Genomic DNA, 22,764 nt, shown 5'->3' with positions numbered 1-22,764 from the left:
CTGCTAGGGGTACAGCGCCGCATTTTATCGGCAACTGTCGCGTAAAGGGGTCATGTCCCCGCGTGACGAATGGTTAAGGTCGGGCAAAAAGGGCCTAGGCCAGCGGCAGATCGGGGGCTATCTGCGCCACCGTCGCCTTGGCCGTTCCTTCGGAAAAGTGCAGATCGACCGTCTCGCCGACCTTCAGGGCGGCGGCTTCCCGCACGATGCGGCCGCGGCCGTCGCGGGCAATCGCATAGCCCCGCGCCAGCGTCTGCTGCGGGCCCAGGGCGCGCAATTGATCCAGCCGGCCGTCCACCCGCGCCGCCAGCCGCGCCAGGTAGGCCGCTTCGGCCAGGCGCAGGCGGCGGCCCAGTTCCCGCACCTGCACCTGGCAGGCGCCCGGATCCGGCAATTCGGTGGTCAGCCGCTGGCGCAGCAGCGCCACGTGACCGGCGCGATCCCGCTGCAGGTGGCGCCAGGCGCCCGACAGATCGCGCGACAGGGTCGTCAGCCGTTCGCGCTGGCGCTCCAGCCGCTGCCGGGGCGAAACCAGCTGGCCGGCCAGCCGGTCCACCCGCTGCGCCATGCGTTCCAGCCGGCGCTGCTGCAGGCGCGTCAGCGTCGAGGCGGCCTGCGCCACCCGAGCCAGCCACTGCGATTGCGGCAGGCAGGCCAGTTCGGCCGCCGCCGTGGGCGTCGGCGCGCGCAGGTCGGCCACGAAATCGGCGATCGTAAAGTCGGTTTCGTGCCCCACGCCGCAAATGATCGTGATGGCGCTGTCGTGAATCGCCCGCGCCAGCGCTTCGTTGTTGAAACTCCAGAGGTCTTCGATGCTGCCGCCGCCCCGCACCAGCAGCAGGGTGTCGACTTCCTTGCGGCGGTTGGCCGTCACTATCGCCTGCACCAGCCGGCCGGCGGCCTCTTCGCCCTGCACCGGGGCCGGGTACACGATCACCGGCACATGGGGCGCGCGCCGCGCCAGCGCGGTCAGCACATCGCGCAGGGCCGCGGCCTGCAACGACGTAATGACGCCGATCGCCTTGGGCAACGCCACCGGCGCGCGTTTGCGGTCGGCATCGAACAGCCCTTCGGCCGTCAGCTTTTCCTTCAGGCGCACAAAGGCTTCGAACAGATCGCCCTGCCCGGCCCGTCGCATGGCTTCCACCTGCAGCTGGTAGTCGCCGCGAGGCTCGTACAGCGACACCTTGCAGCGGACTTCGATCTGGTCGCCATTGCGGGGCGTGAAGCCGACCAGGCTGGCCCGGCCCCGGAACATGACGCCCCGGGCCGCGGCCGTGCCGTCCTTCAGCGTGAAATACCAGTGGCCTGACGCCGCCGCCGTGAAATTGCTGACCTCGCCGCGCACCCACATCAGCGGGATGCTGCGCTCCAGCAAACTCGCCACGGCGCGGTTGAGCTGAGAGATTGTGAGAATTTCCCGCGACATTCCGTCATGTGCGCCCGCAAACGTAGCGCTCATGAGGCTTTCCGGGCGAGAACCTGTCCACAGGCGCGCCAGTCGTGGTTGTCAAGTAATTTCTCTGTCATACGCCTTGTTCTTACCGAATAAGCTTTTGATTTCATTGAAAATTTATGCATGGCGCCCGGTGACCACAACGCAGGCACCCTAGCTGGAGCCGCATGGTTTCAGGCCGGGGGCCGACTTGTGCACACCATTATCCACAGAATCTGTGGATACTTTCAGACGATGGTCAGCTTGCCCTGGGGCCCCGCCGCGCCGTACATTCTCGCCTTCACTGCATAAGGAGAGCATCTTTGCTCGCCATCATCCGCGACGCGGGCTGGCCGATCTGGCCGCTCATCGCCACGTCTTTCCTCGCCCTGACCCTGATTGTCGAACGCCTGCTTGCGCTGCGGCGCACGCGTGTCCTGCCGCCCGCCGTGCTGGATGACGTGCTGGGCCTAGTGCAGAAAAAGCGCATCACGCCCGACATCATCGACAAGCTGGACGCCAGTTCGCCCCTGGGCCGCGTCCTGGCGACCGGCCTGCGCCATCGCCACCGCACCCGGTCGGCGACGCAGGAAGCGCTGGAAGCCACCGGTCATTCGGTCGCCCACGACCTGGGCCGCCACGTGGGCGCCATCGGCACCATCGCCGCCGTCGCCCCGCTGATGGGGCTGTTCGGCACCGTGGTCGGCATGATCGAGATCTTTGGCGCGTATTCGCCGGTGGGCAATGATCCGTCGACCCTGGCCAAGGGCATCTCGGTGGCACTGTACAACACGGGCTTCGGCATCTTCATCGCCATCCCGGCCATGGTGTTCTACCGCTACCTGCGTACCCGCATCGAAGATTACCTGCACGACCTGGAGCAGGCGGCGATCCGCCTGGTGGACACCCTGCATGACGAGTAACCGGCTTCCAGGCCTGGCGGCGCAAGGCGACACAGCATGAATTTTCGCAGAAGACGCCACATCGAAGATCCGGAGATCAACCTGATCCCGCTGATCGACGTGCTGCTGGTGATCATGATTTTCCTGGCGGCCTCGACCTCGTTTTCGAAGTTCAGCCAGCTGTCGATCACGCTGCCCACGGCCAGCAACGACACACGCGCCGCGCCGCCGCAGGTGACGGTGACGGTTGCCGCCGACGGGCGCTACGCCCTGAACGGCCGCGCGCTGCAGTACCGCGACGCGGAAACCCTGTCGCAGGCCTTGCGGGCCGCGGTACAGGGGCGCACCGAACCGTCGCTGGTGATCGACGCCGACGCCGGCGCGACGCACCAGTCGGTGGTCAACGCCATGGAAGCGGCCCGCCTGGCGGGCATTGCACGCGTCGGGTTCACGACGCGCACGAACCCGGGCGCCAAGCGCTGATGGCGGGGCCGGGCGCCCGGGCTGCCGGTCGCGGCCAGGCCTCGCCTGCGCCAGCGTCGGCCTTTGTATCGACCCTGACCGCCCAATGAAAGCGCTGCTGCAGCGCCAGTGGCAGACCGGCGGCTGGTTGTCGGCGCTGCTGACGCCCCTGTCCTGGCTGACCGGCGCGGTGGTGGCAGGCAAACGCACGGCTTACCGGCGCGGCTGGAAGCACGCGGCGCGGATCGACGTGCCGGTGATCGTGATCGGCAATCTGTATGTTGGCGGCACGGGCAAGACGCCGTTTCTGCTGGCGACCCTGGAAGGCCTGCGCGCGCGCGGCTGGACACCCGGGGTGATCAGCCGGGGATACGGCGCCCGGCCCTTCGACAAAGACACATCCGATACCCCCCGCACCGGCCAGGGCGTGCTGGATGCCGCCCTGTTCGGCGATGAACCCGCCCTGATCGCGTGTGAAGCCGACGTGCCGGTGGCGGTGCATCCCCGCCGCGCGCTGGCGGCGCAGGCACTGCGGCGCGATTTTCCTTCGGTTGACGTGATCGTGTCCGACGACGGTTTGCAGCATCTGGCGCTGGCGCGGGACGTGGAAGTGATCGTGCAGGACGCCCGCGGTGTAGGCAACGGCCGGCTGCTGCCCGCCGGCCCGCTGCGGGAGCCGGCGTCGCGGCGGAACACGGTGGATGTTGTCGTGACCAATTTGACGGGAACCGGCGATGCGGCGCCTTCCGTCAACGCATCCCGACTCCCGCGCCAGCTCACCATGCGCCTGGTCGCCAGGCACCTGCGCCGTGTCACCGATGGCGACATCCGCCCGCTGACCTGGCTGACGGCGGGTGACGCGGGTGAGGACCGTGACGCCCTCGCCCCCCTGCGCATCGGCGCCGCCGCCGGCATCGGCCACCCCGACCGCTTCTTTGCCACCCTGCGCCAGGCGGGCATCGACCCGGTCATCACACGCGCGCTGCCCGACCATTTCGACTACGCAACCTCGCCTTTTTCGGATATGGCGGTCGATGTGCTGCTCGTGACCGACAAGGACGCCGTAAAATGCGGGCATCTGAACGATCCGCGCATCTGGGCGGTTGCCGTATCGGCGCACCTGTCCGATCCCACATTTTTCGACTGGCTGGATACCCGACTCCATGGACACACGCCTGCTTGACATCCTTGTCTGCCCGCTCAGCAAGGGGCCGCTGCACTACGACCGCACCCGCCAGGAACTGGTAAGCAAGGCCCAGCGCCTGGCTTTCCCGATCCGCGACGGCATTCCCGTCATGCTGGAATCCGAAGCGCGCGTGCTCAACGAAGCCGACGTCGCCGCGCTGCCCTGAGCCGCGTCCCGACTTCCCCCGTCCCTTTTCAGCCTGATGCTTCCGTCATGAATTTTCTCGCAGTGATTCCGGCCCGCGCGCGCTCCACGCGGCTGCCGGGCAAGATGCTCGCCGACATCGGCGGCAAGCCCATGGTCGTCTGGGTGGCTGAAAAGGCGCGCGCCAGTGGCGCCGCCGACGTTGTCGTCGCGACCGACGACGCCGAGATCGCCAAAGCCGTGCAGGCGCATGGCTTTCGCGCCCTCATGACGCGCGACGATCACCCTACCGGCACCGACCGCCTGGCTGAAGTCTGTGTGCAGCTGGGACTGTCCGACGATCACATCGTCGTCAACATCCAGGGCGACGAACCGCTGATTTCCCCCACCCTGGTCGCCGACGTGGCCCAGGCGCTCGACCGTCATCCGTCAGCCGCCATCGCCACCGCGGCCCACCCGCTGCAATCCGCCGACGAGCTGTTCAACCCGAACATGGTCAAGGTGGTGTGCGACACCCATGGCCGCGCCATGTACTTTTCGCGTGCCCCGATTCCGTGGGCCCGCGACGCCCTGGCCGGCGGCGACCCGGTCCTGGCGCCCGGGCTGCCCGCGCTTCGCCACATCGGCCTCTACGCGTATCGCGCCGGTTTCCTGCGCCGCTTCCCGAGCCTGTCGCAGGGCACGCTGGAACGCTGGGAATCCCTGGAACAGCTGCGCGCCATGGAACATGGGTTCTCGATCCAGGTGCACCTGACCGCGCACGCTCCGGCGCCGGGTGTCGACACGCAGGCCGACCTGGATCAGGTGCGCGGCCTCGTGGCAACGCCCGGCCAGGGCTGACGCCGGACGCCGGACCCCGCACAGCCGGCAAGCTATTCACGTTGCCGCTATACGGGTCTGTCCGTAGTCCAGGGATTTGACCGGCCCTTCAGCGTAAGGTAAGTTTTGGACAGGATTTTTGGGCACGAGAGCGTCCAGGCTGGGGGGCAACCGACATGCATCGATTGCAGCTTTTGACCATCACTTCTCTGCACCATTCGCACAATGCTGTTTCACTGCGTCCATTCGAACTAAAATGACGAGCATTGCCCTTGTAACAAGGGCCTCGCCCGATCGCAGTGATCCGGTCAGCCATTATTCAAACACCACCAGGAAGCATCAATGCGTCTAATCTTGCTCGGAGCGCCCGGCGCCGGCAAAGGCACTCAGGCCGCGTTTCTCAAGGAACGATTCGGCATTCCCCAGATCTCTACCGGCGACATGCTGCGGGCCGCCGTCAAGGCCGGCACGCCTTTGGGAATCGAGGCCAAGAAAGTCATGGACGCGGGTGGCCTGGTGTCGGACGACATCATCATCGGCCTCGTCAAAGACCGTCTGCTCGAGGCCGACTGCGCCAAGGGCTATCTGTTCGACGGTTTCCCACGCACGATCCCACAGGCCGACGCCATGAAGCAGGCCGGCGTGGCGATCGACTACGTGGTTGAAGTCGACGTGCCCGAAGAAGAGATCATCGAACGCATGAGCGGCCGCCGCGTGCACCTGTCCAGCGGCCGGACGTATCACACCCGGTTCAACCCGCCCAAGGTCGACAACGTCGACGACGTGACCGGCGAGCCGCTCGTCCAGCGCGACGACGACAAGGAAGACACCGTACGCAAACGCCTGGCGGTCTATCGCGACCAGACCCGGCCCCTGATCGACTACTACTCGCAATGGGCCGACTCCGGCGAGCCCGGCGCACCGCAGTATCGCAAGATTGCTGGCGTGGGAAGCGTGGACGACATCAAGAGCAAACTGTTCGAGGCGGTGAAATAAGCCGGAACCTCATGCAGTGACTTCAGGGCAGCGCGAAAGCGCTGCCCTTCTTGATTCAGGCTGGCGCGCCGCGCCCGCCCGGCCCCACGCTGGCCCTCGATGATTGTTGGTTTGAAGTGCTCCGCGGTCTTCCGCGGATAGGCAGTGACAACAACAAGGAGGAGTCATATGGCCTGGGGTCTCGCGTTTCCGCTGCTTTGCGGCATTCTTGCCGTCCTGTACGGCGCCTATTCCATCCGCTGGATTCTCAGGCAAGACCCCGGCAACCCGCGGATGCAGGAAATCGCCGCCGCCATCCAGCAAGGCGCGCAGGCCTACCTCAATCGTCAATACACCACCATCGCCATCGTCGGCGTCGTCCTGTTCCTGATCATCGGCCTGGTGCCGGGACTGGGCTGGGCCTGCGCGGCCGGCTTCCTGGTCGGCGCCGTCCTGTCGGGCGCCGCCGGCTTCATCGGCATGAATATCTCGGTACGCACCAACGTGCGGACGGCGCAGGCGGCCACCGGCGGGCTGGACCCTGCCCTGGCCATCGCATTCCGCGGCGGCGCCGTGACGGGCATGCTGGTCGTGGGCCTGGGCATCATCGGCATCTCGGCCAGCCTGTGGTGGCTGCTGACCCGGCCCGTATCCCCCGAGATCACCAGCCTGCATGACGCCCTGCGGCCGCTGATCGGCCTGGCCTTTGGCGCATCGCTGATTTCGATCTTTGCGCGGCTGGGGGGCGGCATCTTTACCAAGGGCGCGGACGTGGGCGCCGACCTGGTGGGCAAGGTCGAAGCCGGCATTCCGGAAGACGACCCGCGCAATCCCGCCGTGATTGCCGACAATGTGGGCGACAACGTCGGCGATTGCGCCGGCATGGCCGCCGATCTGTTCGAAACCTACGCCGTGACGATCATTGCGACCATGCTGCTGGGGTCACTGGTCATTTCCGAGGCACCGCTCGAAGCCGTGCTGTACCCGCTGGCGCTGGGCGGCTTTTCGATCATCGCGTCCATCGTCGGCTGCGCGGCAGTCAAGATGCGGCCGGGCAAACGCATCATGTCGGCGCTGTACCGCGGGCTGATCGTCGCGGGCGTGCTGGCGTTGGTGGCCTTCTACCCGATTACCGCCCTGGTCTTCAAGGGCAGCGCGCTGGGTGACACCGAAAGCCTGCTGCGCCTGTTCGGCAGCACCGTCGTCGGCCTGGTCCTGACCGGCCTGCTGGTGTGGGTGACCGAGTACTACACCGGCACCGAATATGGCCCCGTGCGCGCGGTGGCGCAGGCGTCCACCACCGGCCATGGCACCAACGTGATTGCCGGGCTGGCCGTGTCGATGAAGTCGACCGCGGCCCCCGTCATCCTGGTGTGCCTGGCGATCATTGCGTCGTACGCGCTGGCGGGCTTGTACGGCATCGCCATCGCGGCCACGTCCATGCTGTCGATGGCCGGCATTATTGTCGCGCTGGATGCCTACGGGCCGATCACCGACAACGCGGGCGGCATTGCCGAAATGGCCCAGTTGCCCGAGTCGGTCCGCGCCGTCACGGACCCGCTGGACGCCGTCGGCAACACCACCAAGGCCGTCACCAAGGGCTATGCAATCGGGTCCGCCGGCCTGGCGGCACTGGTGCTGTTTGCCGACTTTACGCATGGCCTGGAAGCGGCAGGCAAGGCGGTGGAGTTTTCACTGGCCGAACCGGCGGTGATCATCGGCCTGCTGATCGGCGGCCTGCTGCCCTTCCTGTTCGCGGCCATGGCGATGGAAGCCGTGGGCCGATCCGCTGGCGCCGTCGTGGTCGAAGTGCGCCGCCAGTTCCGCGAGATCCCGGGCATCATGGCCGGCACCGCCAAGCCCGAATACGGCCGCGCGGTCGACATGCTGACCAAGGCGGCGATCAAGGAAATGATGATCCCGTCGGCGCTGCCGATCTTTGCGCCGATTTTGCTGGCGATCGTGATCCGGGTGCTGATGGGCCCCGAGGCCGCACGGATGGCGGTGGGCGGGATGCTGATGGGCGCGATCGTGACCGGCTTCTTCCTGGCCGTGTCGATGTGCACCGGCGGCGGCGCATGGGACAACGCCAAGAAATACATCGAAGAAGGCCACCACGGCGGCAAGGGGTCCGAGGCGCACAAGGCCGCGGTGACCGGGGACACGGTGGGCGATCCCTACAAGGACACCGCCGGCCCCGCGATCAACCCGCTGATCAAGATCATCAACATCGTGGCGCTGCTGCTGGTAGGGGTGTTGTGAGCCCCCCCCTAGGCGCTGCGCGCCTCCCCCAGGGGCGACGCTGGCGGACTGGGTGGATGAGCCCCCCTGGGGGCTGCGCGCCTCCCCCAGGGGCGACACGGGCGGACCGGGTCCGCTGCGCCCGATTGGGGCGACATGCTTGCTTTGACTGTTTGTCAGACCAACGGCGTTCCGCCCTTCTTGAACTGGTTGGGGCGGAAGCCCAGCGTGAACAACACGCCGAAGTAGACGACGCCGGCGCCTGAGACCATGGCCAGCAGCAGTCCCACACGCAGCCAGGCGTGCTGTTGCATGGCCAGCCAGTCGATGAAGGTGTTGGCGCCGGCCAGGGCGGTGCCCATGACGGCCAGGGCAACGAGCAGCTTCATGAAGAAAGTGCCCCAACCCTTGGACGGGACGTAGACGCCGCGGCGGCGCAGGCCGGTCAGCAGGGCCAGGGCGTTGATGCAGGCGCCCAGGCCGATCGACAAAGCCAGTCCGGCGTGATGCAGGTAGGGCACGAAAATCAGGTTCAGGCACTGCGTCGCGACCAGCACGGCCAGCGCAATCTTGACGGGCGTGCGGATGTCCTGCCGCGCATAGAAGCCCGGCGCCAGGATCTTGACGGCCAGCAGGCCCAGCAGTCCTACGGCGTACGCAATAACCGCCATGCGTGTCTGCGCCACGTCGGCGGCGTTGAATGCGCCGTAATGGAACAGCGTGCTCACCAGCCCTTCGGACATCAGCGCCAGCCCCAGCCCCGCCGGCAGGCCCAGCAGCAACGTGAGCCGCAGGCCCCAGTCCAGTAGCGCGCTGTAGTCTTCCTTGCGCCCGGCCGCGTGGGCCTGAGACAGGCTGGGCAGCAGCACGGTGCTCAGCGCCGCACCCAGCAAGGCAGTCGGAAATTCCATCAGCCGGTCCGCAAACGACAGCCAGGTCACACTGCCGGGGGCAAGCCAGGTGGCGATATTGGTGTTGATCAGCAAGGACAGCTGCGCGACCGACACGCCCACGGTCGCCGGCAGCATCTGCCGCATGATGCGCTTGACGGTAGGATCGGCCCACGCGGTCTTGAGGCGGAACGAGATGCGCGGCTTCAGGCCCAACCTGGCCAGCGCCGCAAACTGCACCGCCAGTTGCGCCACGCCACCGATCACCACGCCGATGGCCAGCGCGTAGATCGGCGTTTCCAGCCTGGGCGCCAGGAAAATGCTGGCCGCGATCATCGACAGGTTCAGGAGCACCGGCGTAATTGCCGGCACGGCAAAGTGCCGCCAGGTGTTGAGCACGCCCGACGCAAATGCCACCAGCGACATGCATGTGATGTACGGGAACATGACCCGGGTCATCCACACCGCGGCGTCGAAGTCCGACGCACGGTCGGCGCCCCGCAGGCCGCTGCCCATGGCGCTGACCACGAGCGGCGCGGCAATGATCCCGACCAGGGTCACGCCGATCAGCACGAAGGTCAGCAACGAGGCCACGCGGTCAAGCAGCACCCGCGCCTCTTCCGTGGTCCGGGTGGACTTGGTCTCGCCAAGAATGGGAACGAAGGCCTGGGCAAACGCGCCTTCGGCAAACAGCCGCCGCAGCAGGTTGGGGATCCGGAAGGCCACCCAGAATGCGTCGGTGATGCTTCCGGCGCCAAAGGCCCGGGCAATCAACACATCGCGGATCAAGCCGGTCACGCGGGACAACAAGGTATAACTACTGACGGTCGCCGCCGCGCGTAGCAGATTCATAAAAGCCTTTCGATCCGCGAACAGGCGCGGCAGTTGTGGTGGGGATGCGTCGGCTTGATTTTACGGGCATTTCCCGCTATAGTCTTTGGCTTCGCGAAGCTCCTGTCCGGTGCCTTGCTGTCGGTGCCGTGCCCTTAAGTGTGTATTAAGGGTAGTTTGGGTACTTTCTGAGTACCAAGCCCGCCAGACCGTTTGCTGCAAGACATGTCTTCGCCTTACTCGATACGGAATTCTCATGGCAAATACCGCCCAAGCACGCAAGCGCGCACGTCAAGCTGTCGTTCGCAACAAGCACAACTCCAGCCTGCGCTCGATGCTGCGCACGTCGATCAAACGCGTTCGCCAGGCTATCGAAGCCGGTGACAAGGCTGCGGCCACCGAAGTCTTCCAGAAGACGACCAGCGTGATCGACCGCATCGCGGACAAGCAAATCATTCACAAGAACAAGGCATCGCGCCACAAGAGCCGCCTGGCCTCCGCCGTCAAGGCAATGGCCTGAAGTTCTGCCTGCCGGCCTGATACGTCAGCCGGCAAGCTGGAAGTTCGTGGTAAAGCTTTTGCGGTAACGCGTTTGCAATGAGCTTATGTGTACACGCCCAGCGGGCAACCAGCAGTCATGCGGTTGCCCGCTGGGCGTTTTTGTATTTGCCCAGCCGTGCTGACGTGGCAATGAAGGCCAAAAAAAAGCTACGCCGCGGCGTAGCTTTTTCATTTCCGGCAGCCCAGGCCACCGGCTATCCCATACCGCCCGTTCACTTCACCTGCGGCTTGTCCACGCAGGCTTCCACGGTCGTCAGGTCGTTGTCGCGCGCAAAGTCGATCACGAACTGCCAGGCCAGCGGTTCCAAGTCACGCAGGCGCGGATCGACCACCACGCATTTCACGCCTTCGATGTGCGTCGGCACAACGTACGGGGAGTACGTCAGGTGATTGGCGACGCTGCCAGGCGGCCGGAATGCCGACATGACGCCCGCCAGACGCTCGGCCCAGTCGCTTGGACGGAACGTGCTGCCGCTGGAAGTCTTGCCTTGGATAATGAAACGCCTAACGCTTTCAGCCATTGATCAACAAAGGGAAATGAGGGGAACGACCTCGAACGAGGCAGTCAGGGATTGTACCGTATCGCCAGCCCGAAACCCGCCTGCGGCTTTGCCGAAGGGGCGTTGCCAAGGTAAAGGTGGACGAAAACACCCACGCCCATCATGGGTTTGCCATGCGCCGTCGGGTATCATGTCGGCTTCCCGTGAAAACGAAGCCGATGAGTCGATAGCCCGCGCGGCACACCTGTGCCCTTGCCCGCTGATTCGGCAGTTCCGTCGGAGGCGTCGCATGACCGTACCTACCCAGCAGTCCAGTTCCGCAGCACTGAAAGCATCCGCAACTTCCGCAGTACCGGCCAACATCGGCCTGACTGCCCAGGGCAAGAACACCGCGCCCATCCGTCACTTCCTTGAATTTACCGACTTCGATCGCAGCGACATCGACTATCTGTTCGCTCGCGCCGCGCTCATCAAGCGCAAGTTCAAGAACTACGAACCACACCTGACCCTGCACGACCGCACCCTGGCCATGGTGTTCGAAAAGGCCAGCACGCGTACCCGGGTGTCGTTCGAAGCCGGCATGTACCAGCTTGGCGGCTCGGTCATCCACCTGACCACCGGCGATTCGCAGCTGGGCCGCTCCGAACCGGTCGAAGACTCGGCGCAGGTCATCTCGCGCATGGTCGACATCGTCATGATCCGCACCTATGAGCAAACCAAGATCGAACGGTTTGCCGAGTTTTCGCGCGTGCCGGTCATCAATGGCCTGACCAACGAATTCCATCCGTGCCAGATCCTGGCCGACATCTTCACCTACATCGAGCATTCCGGCCCGATCCAGGGCAAGACGGTCGCGTGGATCGGCGATTCGAACAATATGTGCAATACGTGGCTGCAGGCCGCCGAACTGCTCGACTTCAACCTGAACGTGTCCACCCCGCCGGGCTACGAAGTCGAACCCGAACGCGCCGGCTTGATCACGACCGAACGGCTCAAGCAATTCACCGATCCCATGGACGCCTGCAAGGGTGCACACCTGGTCACGACTGACGTCTGGACCAGCATGGGGTTCGAAGCCGAAAATGAAGAACGGCGCGAAGCCTTCGCCGACTGGTGCGTCGATACCGACATGATGAATGTGGCCGATCCCGACGCCATTTTCATGCATTGCCTGCCGGCGCATCGCGGCGAAGAAGTCACTGCCGAAGTGATCGACGGCCCGCAAAGCGTCGTCTGGGACGAGGCCGAAAACCGCCTCCACGTCCAGAAGGCGCTGATGGAATTCCTGCTGCTGGGCCGCCTCGACTGATCCCTGCCAGGCCTGCCCACCCCCGGGCAAGCCCGAATTGTTGTTCATTGCACAATTAAGACTGCGATCCGGCCCCGCACCCCGATCGCTTGAGTACAATCAACGATCGCCCTGTTCACGCCGGGGGGCGATTGTTCGATCCCGGGCGTATGCCAGGCTGACCGCAGCCGCATGCACCTCGGTGACCTCGACCGGCCGCTTAGCCGCACCGCGCCCCTCCCCTGCGCGGCGCTCACGTCCATGTCTGGGAATATCAATGAGCGAAGTAAATAAGGTCGTCCTCGCCTATTCTGGCGGCCTCGACACCTCTGTCATCCTCAAGTGGCTGCAGGATACCTACAACTGCGAAATCGTCACCTTCACCGCCGACATCGGCCAGGGTGAAGAAGTCGAGCCTGCACGCGCCAAAGCCATCAAATTCGGCATCAAGCCCGAGAACATCTTCATCGACGACCTGCGTGAAGAGTTCGTGCGCGACTTCGTGTACCCCATGTTCCGCGCCAATACCGTCTACGAAGGCGAGTACCTGCTGGGTACGTCGATCGCTCGGCCGCTGATCGCGAAGCGCCAGATCGAAATCGCCCGCCAGGTCGGCGCCGATACGGTCTCGCACGGCGCGACCGGCAAGGGCAACGACCAGGTGCGTTTCGAACTGGGCTACTACGCGCTGGAACCGGGCATCAAGGTGATCGCCCCCTGGCGCGAATGGGACCTGCTGTCGCGTGAAAAGCTGCTGGCGTACGCCGAAGCGGCCGGCATCGCGATCGACATGAAGCACAAGCAAGGCGGCGCGCCCTACTCCATGGACGCCAACCTGCTGCACATCAGCTACGAAGGCCGTCACCTGGAAGACCCCAAGGCAGAAGCCGAAGCGGCCATGTGGCGCTGGACGGTGTCGCCTGAAGAGGCGCCCGACGAAGCCGAATACCTGGATATCGAATATGAAGGCGGCGACATCGTCGGCCTGAACGGCAAGCGCATGACGCCTGCCGAAGTGCTGACCGCGCTGAACGAGATCGGCGGCAAGCACGGCATCGGCCGTCTGGACCTGGTCGAAAACCGCTACGTCGGCATGAAGTCGCGTGGCTGCTACGAAACTCCCGGGGGCACCATCATGCTCCGCGCCCACCGTGCCATCGAATCGATCACGCTGGACCGCGAAGTCGCCCACCTGAAAGACGACCTGATGCCCCGCTACGCCAGCCTGATTTACAACGGCTACTGGTGGAGCCCCGAGCGCAAGGCGCTGCAGATCCTGATCGACCACACGCAAGCGGCCGTGAATGGCTGGGTGCGGGTCAAGCTGTACAAGGGCAACGTGTACACAGTCGCGCGCGACTCGAAGAACACGCTGTTCGATCAGACCATCGCCACCTTTGACGATGACGGCGGCGCCTACAACCAGGCCGACGCCGGCGGCTTCATCAAGTTGAACGCGCTGCGCATGCGCATTGCCGAAAACGCCCGCCGCCAGCGGGGCTGATCGTCCGCTGTTCCGCATTACCGCCCGACAGGGCAACGTCAATCGGCGGCCCTGCGGGGCCGCCGATTGCGTTTGTCAGATCGGCGCAATGTGGTGTCAGGTACGTGGCGCGGCGTATGTGGCGTTGGATGGCCGACGTTGTAAATGTGGCGTGGTGAAGACAGCGTTTGCGGTTCCTCTTTCGCTGTAACGAATCTTCAGGTTTGATGGTGTATGGACACAAATTGTCCGTACTTACCCGAATTTCCATGTGCCAACAGGTGGTCGAGATGTCCCAGGCAACACGCCGTCCCATCGTCATCATCCAGACCGGGCTGCCGCCCGATGCCATCCAAACGCGCCACGGCGGATTTGCCCAGATGATTCGGGACGCCGCCGGCCTGTCCGATGCCGAAGTGCGCGTTGTCGCCGTGCACGAAGGCGAAACCCTGGAAGCCCCCGGCCAGTACTGTGCCGCGTTAATCACAGGCTCACCCGCCATGGTCACCGACGGCGCCGACTGGAGCGAACGGACGGCAGCCTGGATCCGCGACGCGGTGGACGCCAAGCTTCCCATTCTCGGCATCTGCTACGGCCACCAATTGATCGCCCACGCACTGGGCGGCACGGTGGGCTACCACCCCCTGGGCCGCGAAGTCGGCACCCAGCCCGTGGAACTGTTGGCCGCGGCGCAGAACGACCCGATCGTGGGCCACCTGCCGCCCACCTTCTTTGCCCACCTCATCCACCAGCAAAGCGTCCTGCAACTGCCGCCCGGCGCGCAAGTGCTCGCACGCTCGTCGCATGATCCGCATCAGATCGTGCGCTATGCCGACCACGTGCTCTCCACGCAATACCACCCGGAATTCTGCACCGGGGTGATGACCACCTATCTGAACCACTACGAGCCCAAGCTGGGCGCGGAAGGGTTCGACGTGCCGACCCTGCGGGCCGAGCTGCAGCCCACGCCGCACGCGCAGCAGATGCTGCAGGGGTTCGTGCAGCGGTACGCGATGGCGGCGTAACGCGCCTGCCCTTGCCCGCCGCCTACATCGCGCCCTTGCGATGCAGCGGTCCGACCACGTCAAAGAACGAGCGCAGGATGCGGGTCTGCCTGCGCTCTTCCAGGCAATACAGATAAGTTTCGGTCACCGCCGGATCGCCATCGATCCGCAGCGGCACCAGCCGTTCGTCGGGAATGAATTCCGCTTCCGACACCGCCCCGATACCTATCCCTCGCGCGGCGGCTTCGCGCAGCGCTTCGCGGCTCCCGATTTCCATGACGATCCGCGGCACCACGCCCGCGGCGGCCATGGCGTCGTCCAGTGCGCGACGGGTGCTCGATCCCTCTTCCCGCTGCAGCAGCGGCTGGCCATGCAGCGCGTCGAGCGGCACCGACGTGCGCCCGGCCCAGGGATGATCGCGATGCACGAACAGGATCAGGGCATGACGCGCATACGGCGTCGCGCTGTAGCCCTCGGCATCGTGAAAGCGCGCCAGCACACCGATATCCACCGCGTAGGTCTGCAGGTCGTTGAACACGGCTGACGAGTTGCCCATCCGGATCGACACCTCGACGCGCGGGTAGCGCTGTCGATAAGCCGACACCATTTCGATGACATGAAAGGGGCCGACCGCGCCCAGCTTCAGGTCGCCGGCGTTGAGTTCGCCGCTGTCATGCAGCAGGTTGTAGGCGTCGGCTTCCAGGCTGGCCAGCTGCCGGGCAATCGGCAACAGGCGCTGCCCGACACTGGTCATGTGGACCTGATGCCCCTTGCGATGGAACAACTGGACATCATGCAGGCGTTCCAGCGCCTGCACCTGGGTGGTCAAGGTCGGCTGGCTCAGCCCGACGGCGCGGGCGGCCGCACTGAAGCTGCCATGCTGGGCAACGGCAAGAAAGGCACGGATGCGAGCGGTCGTCATCCATAGATCCTATCAATGGTTCGATGACAAATTCGTGATTGTCTTGATATCGCCTTGTCACACGCGGTCCGTAGCCTTGTCGACACGCCAACAGACACCGACGAGATCCCGATGACACGCCTGCTTCCACTGACTCGCAGCCTTGCCGCTGCCCTGATGCTGACCCTGGTTGCCGCCGCGCCAGCCCCGGCCCTGGCCGCCGACGCGCTGTCCATCGGCCTGATTCCCGCCGAGGATTCCCAGGCCATGATCGAGAGCAGCCGCCAGGTGCTCGATCAGTTGCGCGACCAGATGGGCATGCCGGTCAAACCTTTCGTGGCCACTGACTACAACGGGGTGATCGAAGCCCTGCGTGCCAAGAAACTGGATGTGGCCTACCTGGGACCGTTCTCGTATGTGCTGGCCAGTTCGATGGCCAACGTCGAAGCCTTCGCGGTCGCGGTCACCAAGAAGACCGGCCAGAGCGCCTACAAGAGCGTCATCATCGCCCGCAAGGACAGCGGCATCACGAAGCCAGCCGACCTGAAGGGCCGCAACTTTGCGTTCGTGGATCCCACGTCCGCGTCGGGCCATCTGTTCCCCAAGGCCGGACTGATGCGCACGGGCATCGACCCTGACACCTTCTTTGGCCGCGTGATTTTTTCGGGATCGCACGACGCCAGCATTCTGGCGGTCGCCAACAAGAAGGTCGATGCCGCCGCCGTGGCGGATCGCATCCTGGCCAGCGCCATCGCCAAGGGCCAGGTCAAGAGCGAAGACATCCAGGTCGTGTGGTCGTCGGACCCCATTCCGGAATCGCCGATGGTGTGGCGCAAGGACCTGGATCCGGCGCGCAAGGCCAAGCTGCAGCAGGCCTTGGCCAACGTCAAGGACTTGCCGTGGGGCGACCAGGGCGTGCTGAACGGTTTCCAGCCGACCAACGACGCCGCCTACGACGTGGTGCGCGACACGGCCAAGGTGCTGAAGCTGGACCTGAGGAGCATGAAGTGATCCGCATCCGCGCGCTGACCAAACACTATGGCGACAACGCCGTGCTGCGCGGCGTGGACCTGGACGCGGCAGCCGGCGAATTCCTGGTCGTGCTGGGCGAATCGGGCGCGGGCAAATCCACCCTGCTCCGCTGCATGAACCGGCTGACGGTGGCCGACTCGGGCGAACTGCGCATGGGCGATCTGGATGCCGTGTGCTGTCCGGATCCGGCCGCCCTGCGCCGCCAGGTCGCCATGATCTTCCAGCACCACCACGTGGTGCCGCGGCTGACCGCCCTCAAAAACGTGCTGACGGGCCGGCTGGGCTCGGTGTCCACCCTGGCGTCGATCCTGCACCTGTTCCGCCGCAGCGACATTGCCCTGGCCCACGAATGCCTGGCGCGGGTCGGCCTGGAACAGAAGGCGCATGCGCGCACCGATTCCTTGTCGGGCGGGCAGATGCAACGGGTCGGCATTGCCCGGGCGCTGGCGCAGCGGCCGCAGGTGATCCTGGCCGACGAACCGGTGGCAAGCCTGGATCCGAACTCGGCGCGGCGGGTGCTGCAGTACCTGCGCGATGCCTCCCGCGACCTGGGCATCACGGTGGTCTGCAATCTGCATCAGGTCGATTACGCACGTGAATTTGCGGACCGGATCGTCGGCCTGGCGCATGGCCGCGTGGTGTTCAACGGTGCGCCGGACACGCTGGGCGATGCCGACATCGCCCGCATCTATCAATCCGCGCCGCAGGCCGCCGCGGAACCGGCACGCAGCCCGCATGCCGTGCCCTTCATGACTGCACTGGCGGAGGGATCATGAGAAGCCACGTCACGTCCTATACCTGGACCGGGCCCAGCCCCCGTTCGACCCAGTCCTGGCTGACCCTGGGCATCGCTGTTGCGGCTGCCGTCTGGGCGCTGCAATGGAGCGCCGGCGGCGCGCAGCTGAGCTGGGGTGAACTCGCCTCGGGCCTGCCGCAGATCCTGGATTTTGCCGGTCGCACCATGCCGCCCGACTGGAGCATTCTGGGCCGCCTGTGGGCCCCCGCGATCGAGACGATCCAGATCGCCATCTGGGGCACGCTGCTGGCCGTGGTGCCGGCCGTTCCGCTGTCGTTCCTGGCGGCGCGCAATCTGCAGAGCAACCGGTGGGCGTACCGCATCACGCGCCAGGGCATGAATGTCGTGCGCAGCATCAACGAACTGATCCTGGCGCTGGTGTTCGTGTCGGCGGTGGGACTGGGCCCCTTCCCGGGCGTCCTGGCCCTGGCGCTGCATGGCGCCGGCATGCTCGGCAAGTTCTTTGCCGAGGCGATTGAAGAGATCGATCAGGGTCCGGTCGAGGCGCTGCGGGCCACGGGCGCCCGGCCGCTGCAGGTGATCGTCTTTGCGGTGCTGCCGCAGGTGATCACGGCGTGGATCGCGGTGGTGCTGTATCGCTTCGAGGTCAACCTGCGGTCGGCCACGGTGCTGGGCATGGTCGGCGCGGGCGGGCTGGGTTTCGAACTGGTCAGCAGCCTGAAGCTGTTCCGGTATCAGGAAACCGCCACCTGCATCATCGTGATCACGGTCATGGTGATCGCGGCCGACGCGATCTCGAATCGGCTGCGTCACCGGATCCAGCACAACGGCCGGCACGGGTAGACCGGGCGCCCTGACCTTTCCCTTTGTTTGCCGCTGCCTGCGGGTTCCATCGAACCCCGCAGCGGATCCTTGCGAGCCCTATCCATGTGGTCTTTCCATAATCCTGTTGATGTGCATGCCGGCGAAGGCGCACTGCAGGCCCTGCCGGGCCTGCTCGGCAACCGCCGCGCCATCCTGATCGCCTTTCCCGAGGCCGATGCGCTGGGCCTGGTCGGCCGCCTGCGCACCCTGCTGCAAGACCGGCTGGTGGCCGTCGAAACCGATATCCAGCCGAACCCGGATGTGTCCTGGCTGGCCCCGATGTACGAGCGCCTGTGGCGTGATCATCCCGAGGCCGAGTGCGTGATTGCGCTGGGCGGTGGCAGTGCGATCGATTGCGCCAAGGTCATGCTGACCCGCACCGAGGGCGACCGCTTCGACACGCTGCTGGCGGCCATGCAAGGCGGAACGGTTCCCGCCGGACACGGCCACCGCCGGTTGATTGCGATACCGACCACTGCCGGAACGGGCAGCGAAGTCACACCGTGGGCGACCGTATGGGATCACGCTCATGGCCGCAAGCTGTCGCTGCATCTGCCCTGGACCTGGCCGCAAGCCGCGGTGATCGACGCCACCCTGATGACCACGCTGCCGCGCGCCGCCACCGTGGCCAGCGGGCTGGACGCCCTGTCCCATGCGCTGGAGTCGATCTGGAACGTCAACCGCAATCCGGTATCGATGGCATTGGCCGTGACCGCGGCGCGGCGCATCGTGCAGGTGCTGCCCGACCTGCTGACGTCGCTGGATCGCATCGACCTGCGCGACCACCTGGCCACCGCCGCGCTGCAGGCCGGCCTGGCCTTCTCGAACACCCGCACGGCCCTTGCCCATTCCTTGTCGTACGACATCACCCTGGAACACGGCGTGGCCCACGGCATTGCGTGTTCCTTCAGCCTGCCCCGGATCATGGAAATGGCGCTCGGTCATGACGACGAGGTGGACCAGCACCTGTGCGCCATCTTCCACACGCATGACGGCGCGACCGCCATCGCGGCGCTGACGTCCTTCCTGCAAAGCGTCGGCGTCAGCACCGATCCGCAGCACTACGGCATCAGCGCCAGCGACTGGCGCCACCGTATCCAAGATGCGTTGCAAGGCCCGCGCGGCCGCAACTTCATCACCTTTTCATAAGTCCCCACACATGCCTACTTCCGCCCTGCTTCCCCCGCTTCCCCCCGGCCGCTTCGACGCCGTCATCTTCGACTGGGCCGGCACCCTGGTCGATGTCGGATCGCTCGCCCCCACGCAAATCTTTGTCGAAGCCTTTGCCGCGTTCGGCATCACGGTCACGCTCGACCAGTCGCGCGGCCCCATGGGGCTGTCCAAACGCGACCACATCCGCACGCTGCTGCAGACACCCGCCATCGCCACGCAATGGCTGGCACGATCCGGCCAGGCCGCCACCGCCGCCGACATCGATGCGATCTACCACCGCTTCATGCCCATGCAGATCGACAAGGTCGGCGACTATTCCGCCCCCATCCCGGGCGCCGTGGCGACCCTGGCGTGGCTGCGCGAACAGGGCCTCAAGATCGGCTCGTGCTCGGGCTATCCGCGACAGGTGCTGGACGTGCTGCTGCCCCTGGCCGCCGCCCAGGGCATCGCCCCGGACCACGCCGTGGCCGGCGACGACCTGCCCGCCGGCGGGCGGCCCGGCCCCTTCATGGCCCTGGCCAATGTGCTCGCGCTGGGCATCGGCGACGTCCGCAAATGCATCAAGGTCGACGACACCGCGCCAGGCATCGAAGAAGGCCGCAACGCCGGCATGTGGTGCGTGGGCCTGGCCCTGTCGGGCAACGAAGCGGGCCTGACGCTGGACGAACTGGCTGCGCTCTCGCCCGACGCACTGAGCGCCGTGCGCGACAAGGCCGCGGCCAGGCTTTATGCCGCGGGTGCGCACATGGTGGTCGATTCGATCGCGGACCTGCCCCGCGCAGTGATGTGCCTGGCCGCGCTCGACACGCCGATGCCTGCCGGGCACGGGCAGCGGGCGGCGTGACGTGACTGCGCGCCGCAACGAAGGACGCTAAGCCGCGACGCTTGGATCCCTTTCCGGACCTGCCACAATGCCGGCGTCATGCAGCCGGCCGATAGCCGCGCCATCCAGGCCCAGCACGCCATGCAATACTTCGTCGGTGTGGGTGCCGAGCAGCGCGGCGGGCTCGGTGGCTTCCCGCGTCAGGGCGGCCACCCTGATGGGTGTCCCTGCGGCCAAATGGCGACCCACGCCCGGTGTGGTCATCCGTTCAAACACCGGATTGTCGGCGCCCACCCGCCCATCGTTCTGCAGCAGTTCGCGCACGCTGCTGTACCGACCCCAGCACACCCGATGCCGTTCCAGTTCGGCTTCGGCCGCCGCTTGTGTCCTGGCGGCAAACCACGGCTCGATGAGCCTGGCAATGGCGTCCCGACCTTCGAAGCGTTGCGCTTCATCCGTGAAGTCCAGGCCCAGCCGGCGCTCGATCCCGCGGATGTCATCGGACACGCCGCAACACGTCACCAGCGCCTTCCACTGGCCGGCCGAAATGGCTGCGACCATGACGCGGCCGCCGTCGGCCGTGGCAAAGTCGCGTCCAAAGGCGCCATACAGGTGATTACCCAACGATGGCCGTTCTTGCTGCAATACCTCGGCTTCGGTCAGGACACCCAGATGCGACAGGGTCGTGAAGGCGACGTCCGACAGCGCGAGTTGAAGCTGCGCCCCTTCGCCGGTGCGGCGCCGCCGATCGACGGCAGCGACCACGGCAAACGCGGCCTGGTAGGCGCATGCGATATCCCACGCAGGCAGCACATGATTGACCGGATTCTGTGCGGACCCGCCCCCCGTAATGGACGGGTAGCCCGTAGCGCAGTTCACGGTGTAGTCGACGGCGGTGCTGCCGTCGCCATTGCCCTGAATGGTGCAGGTGACGACATCGGCACGCCGGTCCGCCAATACGTCATGCGCCAGCCAGGGCGTGCCGACATTGGTCAGGAAAATGCCGGCTTCCGGTCCCGGCGCGGTGGCCAGGGCCTGCACGATTTCCCGGCCTTCGGCCTGCCGCAGATCGATCGCGATCGATCTTTTGCCCTTGTTGAGCGCGGTCCAGTACAGGCTGCGGCCTTTTCCGGCCGGATGGGGCATGCGGGGCATGCGCGCGTAATCGATACCGCCGCCGATCATGTCGACGCGAATCACGTCGGCGCCAAATTGCGCCAGGGTCAACCCGGCAAGCGGCGCAGCAATGAAGGCAGAACTTTCAATCACACGCAGGCGGTTCAGCAAGGGATAGGTCATGCGCGTTCGAACACGGCAGCCATGCCCTGCCCCCCGCCAATACACATGGTTTCGAGCCCGTACCGCGCGCCGCGCCGCTGCATCTCGTGCAACAGCGACGTCATGATGCGCACGCCCGTGGCGCCGACCGGATGGCCAAGCGATATGCCAGACCCGTTGACGTTGAAGCGGTCCGGATCATTCCAGCCCCAGCCTTTCGCAACGGCCAGCGCCTGGCACGCAAAGGCTTCGTTCAGCTCGACCAGGCCCATGTCGTCGAACGACAGTCCGGTGCGGCGGAACAGTTTTTCCACCGCGGGAACGGGGCCGATACCCATCCGTGAAGGGTCACAACCGGCCGCGGCCCAGCTGTGCAGATAGCCGATCGGCGTCAGTCCCAACGCTTCCAGGCGGTCTTCGGCGACGATCAGGCAGGCCGCGGCGGCATCGTTCTGCTGACATGCGTTGCCGGCGGTCACGATGCCGTCGCGCATCAAGGGTTTAAGCCGGGCCAACTGCGCCAGCGTCAGGTCCGAGCGGATGCCTTCGTCCCGATCGACCACAATGGGGTCGCCCTTGCGCTGCGCCACGTGGACCGGAACGACCTCTTCTGCAAACGCGCCGCTGGACCATGCTGCCGCGGCCCGCTGGTGACTGCGCAGCGCGAACGCGTCGGCTTCCTCGCGAGCAATGTCGTATTCACGGGCCAGCGTCTCGGCCGTTTCTATCATGCCGCTGATGGGTCCGAAGCGGGCCTCGGGTTGCGCACGTTCGCGGCCGCGCTCAAGGCGGTCATGGAAGCGGACAGTGCCTGCCCGTTTCCCCCAGCGCATGTCGGTGGTGTAGTACTCGACATTGCTCATGCTCTCGACGCCCCCGGCCATCACCACGTCGGCTGCGCCGGTCTGGACCATCATGGCGGCCGTGGCGATAGCCTGCAGTCCGGTGCCGCAGCGGCGGTCGAGCTGCATGCCGGCCACCTCGATCGGGAAGCCGGCTTGCAGCGCGATCCACCTGCCGGTGCAGGGCACTTCGCCGTTGGCATAGGAATGCCCGAAGACGACATCGTCGATGTGCGCAGGATCGAGCCCGGTCCGCGCCACAATGGCCCGCGCCACGACGGCGCCAAGCTCTTCGACCGGGACCTTGCTCAGGCTGCCGCCAAACGCTCCGATGGGGGTGCGAAGGGGCGATACGATGGCCGCGCGTTTCATG

Annotated in this window: 22 protein-coding genes; 16 read left to right on the top strand and 6 right to left on the bottom strand. The window is 65.8% G+C overall.

Features of this window, described 5'->3' with window-relative positions; all coding sequences use genetic code 11:
• Window positions 1-94 precede the first annotated feature (94 nt).
• Window positions 95-1,462, bottom strand: coding sequence for an exodeoxyribonuclease VII large subunit (gene xseA / locus HD883_RS25825; RefSeq protein WP_179590255.1), 1,368 nt, complete (start codon window positions 1,460-1,462; stop codon window positions 95-97).
• Between the two features lie 296 nt (window positions 1,463-1,758).
• Between xseA and HD883_RS25820 the strand changes: the two genes are divergently transcribed.
• The 7 genes from HD883_RS25820 to HD883_RS25790 all read left to right on the top strand — a co-directional run bounded on the left by HD883_RS25820 (window position 1,759) and on the right by HD883_RS25790 (window position 8,185).
• Entirely contained in the window at window positions 1,759-2,358 is a 600-nt protein-coding gene (locus HD883_RS25820; RefSeq protein ID WP_179590257.1) for a MotA/TolQ/ExbB proton channel family protein, read from the top strand.
• 36 nt (window positions 2,359-2,394) lie between these two features.
• Window positions 2,395-2,820: an ExbD/TolR family protein gene (locus HD883_RS25815; protein ID WP_179590259.1), complete on the top strand. Its 426-nt coding sequence runs from the start codon at window positions 2,395-2,397 to the stop codon at window positions 2,818-2,820.
• A 67-nt stretch (window positions 2,821-2,887) separates the two neighbouring features.
• Entirely contained in the window at window positions 2,888-3,982 is a 1,095-nt protein-coding gene (lpxK, locus tag HD883_RS25810) for a tetraacyldisaccharide 4'-kinase (protein ID WP_179590790.1), read from the top strand.
• Window positions 3,963-4,151: a Trm112 family protein gene (locus HD883_RS25805; protein WP_179590261.1), complete on the top strand. Its 189-nt coding sequence runs from the start codon at window positions 3,963-3,965 to the stop codon at window positions 4,149-4,151. Before lpxK ends, HD883_RS25805 begins: the two co-directional genes overlap by 20 nt.
• A gap of 47 nt (window positions 4,152-4,198) precedes the next feature.
• Entirely contained in the window at window positions 4,199-4,969 is a 771-nt protein-coding gene (gene kdsB, locus HD883_RS25800; protein ID WP_179590263.1) for a 3-deoxy-manno-octulosonate cytidylyltransferase, read from the top strand.
• Window positions 4,970-5,290: 321 nt separating this feature from the next.
• Window positions 5,291-5,944 carry an adenylate kinase gene (gene adk / locus HD883_RS25795; RefSeq protein ID WP_179590265.1) on the top strand — a complete coding sequence of 218 codons (654 nt, stop codon included), beginning with the start codon at window positions 5,291-5,293 and terminating at the stop codon, window positions 5,942-5,944.
• 168 nt (window positions 5,945-6,112) lie between these two features.
• The gene (locus HD883_RS25790) at window positions 6,113-8,185 is read left to right on the top strand and encodes a sodium-translocating pyrophosphatase (RefSeq protein WP_179590267.1); all 2,073 of its coding nucleotides are present in this window, start codon (window positions 6,113-6,115) and stop codon (window positions 8,183-8,185) included.
• Window positions 8,186-8,340: 155 nt separating this feature from the next.
• On the opposite strand, the gene murJ is transcribed toward HD883_RS25790, so the two are convergent.
• The gene (gene murJ, locus HD883_RS25785; RefSeq protein ID WP_179590269.1) at window positions 8,341-9,906 is read right to left on the bottom strand and encodes a murein biosynthesis integral membrane protein MurJ; all 1,566 of its coding nucleotides are present in this window, start codon (window positions 9,904-9,906) and stop codon (window positions 8,341-8,343) included.
• Window positions 9,907-10,141: 235 nt separating this feature from the next.
• On the opposite strand from murJ, the gene rpsT reads away from it, so the two are divergent.
• Complete coding sequence (gene rpsT, locus HD883_RS25780; RefSeq protein ID WP_179590271.1) at window positions 10,142-10,405, top strand: 30S ribosomal protein S20; 264 nt, start codon at window positions 10,142-10,144, stop codon at window positions 10,403-10,405.
• A gap of 253 nt (window positions 10,406-10,658) precedes the next feature.
• On the opposite strand, the gene HD883_RS25775 is transcribed toward rpsT, so the two are convergent.
• A complete protein-coding gene (locus HD883_RS25775) occupies window positions 10,659-10,967 on the bottom strand; it encodes a DUF3579 domain-containing protein (protein WP_179590273.1) in 309 nt (102 codons plus the stop codon).
• A gap of 268 nt (window positions 10,968-11,235) precedes the next feature.
• Between HD883_RS25775 and argF the strand changes: the two genes are divergently transcribed.
• The 3 genes from argF (at window position 11,236) to HD883_RS25760 (ending at window position 14,742) form a co-directional block, all read left to right on the top strand.
• The gene (gene argF, locus HD883_RS25770) at window positions 11,236-12,255 is read left to right on the top strand and encodes an ornithine carbamoyltransferase (protein WP_179590275.1); all 1,020 of its coding nucleotides are present in this window, start codon (window positions 11,236-11,238) and stop codon (window positions 12,253-12,255) included.
• 256 nt (window positions 12,256-12,511) lie between these two features.
• Window positions 12,512-13,738 (top strand): argininosuccinate synthase, encoded by a 1,227-nt coding sequence (locus HD883_RS25765; protein WP_179590277.1) that lies wholly within the window; start codon window positions 12,512-12,514, stop codon window positions 13,736-13,738.
• Window positions 13,739-14,007: 269 nt separating this feature from the next.
• Window positions 14,008-14,742, top strand: coding sequence for a glutamine amidotransferase (locus tag HD883_RS25760; RefSeq protein WP_179590279.1), 735 nt, complete (start codon window positions 14,008-14,010; stop codon window positions 14,740-14,742).
• Between the two features lie 22 nt (window positions 14,743-14,764).
• Here the strand turns inward: HD883_RS25760 and HD883_RS25755 are convergent, their stop codons facing one another.
• Window positions 14,765-15,643 (bottom strand): LysR substrate-binding domain-containing protein, encoded by an 879-nt coding sequence (locus HD883_RS25755; protein ID WP_179590281.1) that lies wholly within the window; start codon window positions 15,641-15,643, stop codon window positions 14,765-14,767.
• Window positions 15,644-15,754: 111 nt separating this feature from the next.
• On the opposite strand from HD883_RS25755, the gene phnD reads away from it, so the two are divergent.
• The 5 genes from phnD (at window position 15,755) to phnX (ending at window position 20,292) form a co-directional block, all read left to right on the top strand.
• On the top strand, window positions 15,755-16,633 hold the full coding sequence (gene phnD / locus HD883_RS25750) for a phosphonate ABC transporter substrate-binding protein (protein WP_179590283.1): 879 nt from the start codon (window positions 15,755-15,757) through the stop codon (window positions 16,631-16,633).
• On the top strand, window positions 16,630-17,430 hold the full coding sequence (phnC, locus tag HD883_RS25745) for a phosphonate ABC transporter ATP-binding protein (RefSeq protein WP_179590285.1): 801 nt from the start codon (window positions 16,630-16,632) through the stop codon (window positions 17,428-17,430). Before phnD ends, phnC begins: the two co-directional genes overlap by 4 nt.
• A complete protein-coding gene (phnE, locus tag HD883_RS25740) occupies window positions 17,427-18,254 on the top strand; it encodes a phosphonate ABC transporter, permease protein PhnE (protein WP_179590287.1) in 828 nt (275 codons plus the stop codon). Before phnC ends, phnE begins: the two co-directional genes overlap by 4 nt.
• Before the next feature lie 84 nt (window positions 18,255-18,338).
• Complete coding sequence (gene psrA, locus HD883_RS25735) at window positions 18,339-19,424, top strand: iron-containing alcohol dehydrogenase PsrA (RefSeq protein WP_179590289.1); 1,086 nt, start codon at window positions 18,339-18,341, stop codon at window positions 19,422-19,424.
• A 10-nt stretch (window positions 19,425-19,434) separates the two neighbouring features.
• Complete coding sequence (phnX, locus tag HD883_RS25730; protein WP_179590291.1) at window positions 19,435-20,292, top strand: phosphonoacetaldehyde hydrolase; 858 nt, start codon at window positions 19,435-19,437, stop codon at window positions 20,290-20,292.
• A gap of 27 nt (window positions 20,293-20,319) precedes the next feature.
• Here phnX and HD883_RS25725 read toward each other — a convergent pair whose 3' ends face one another.
• Both HD883_RS25725 and HD883_RS25720 read right to left on the bottom strand, forming a co-directional pair.
• A complete protein-coding gene (locus HD883_RS25725) occupies window positions 20,320-21,570 on the bottom strand; it encodes a CoA transferase (protein ID WP_179590293.1) in 1,251 nt (416 codons plus the stop codon).
• On the bottom strand, window positions 21,567-22,763 hold the full coding sequence (locus HD883_RS25720) for an acetyl-CoA C-acetyltransferase (RefSeq protein ID WP_179590295.1): 1,197 nt from the start codon (window positions 22,761-22,763) through the stop codon (window positions 21,567-21,569). The genes HD883_RS25725 and HD883_RS25720 overlap by 4 nt, the downstream gene beginning before the upstream one ends.
• Window position 22,764: the final 1 nt, after the last annotated feature.

Source organism: Pigmentiphaga litoralis, from assembly GCF_013408655.1.
In the GTDB taxonomy this organism is placed as follows: Bacteria; Pseudomonadota; Gammaproteobacteria; order Burkholderiales; family Burkholderiaceae_B; genus Pigmentiphaga; species Pigmentiphaga litoralis_A.
The sequence above is the reverse complement of the archived record's forward strand: the minus strand, read 5'-3'. Positions and strand labels throughout refer to the sequence as shown.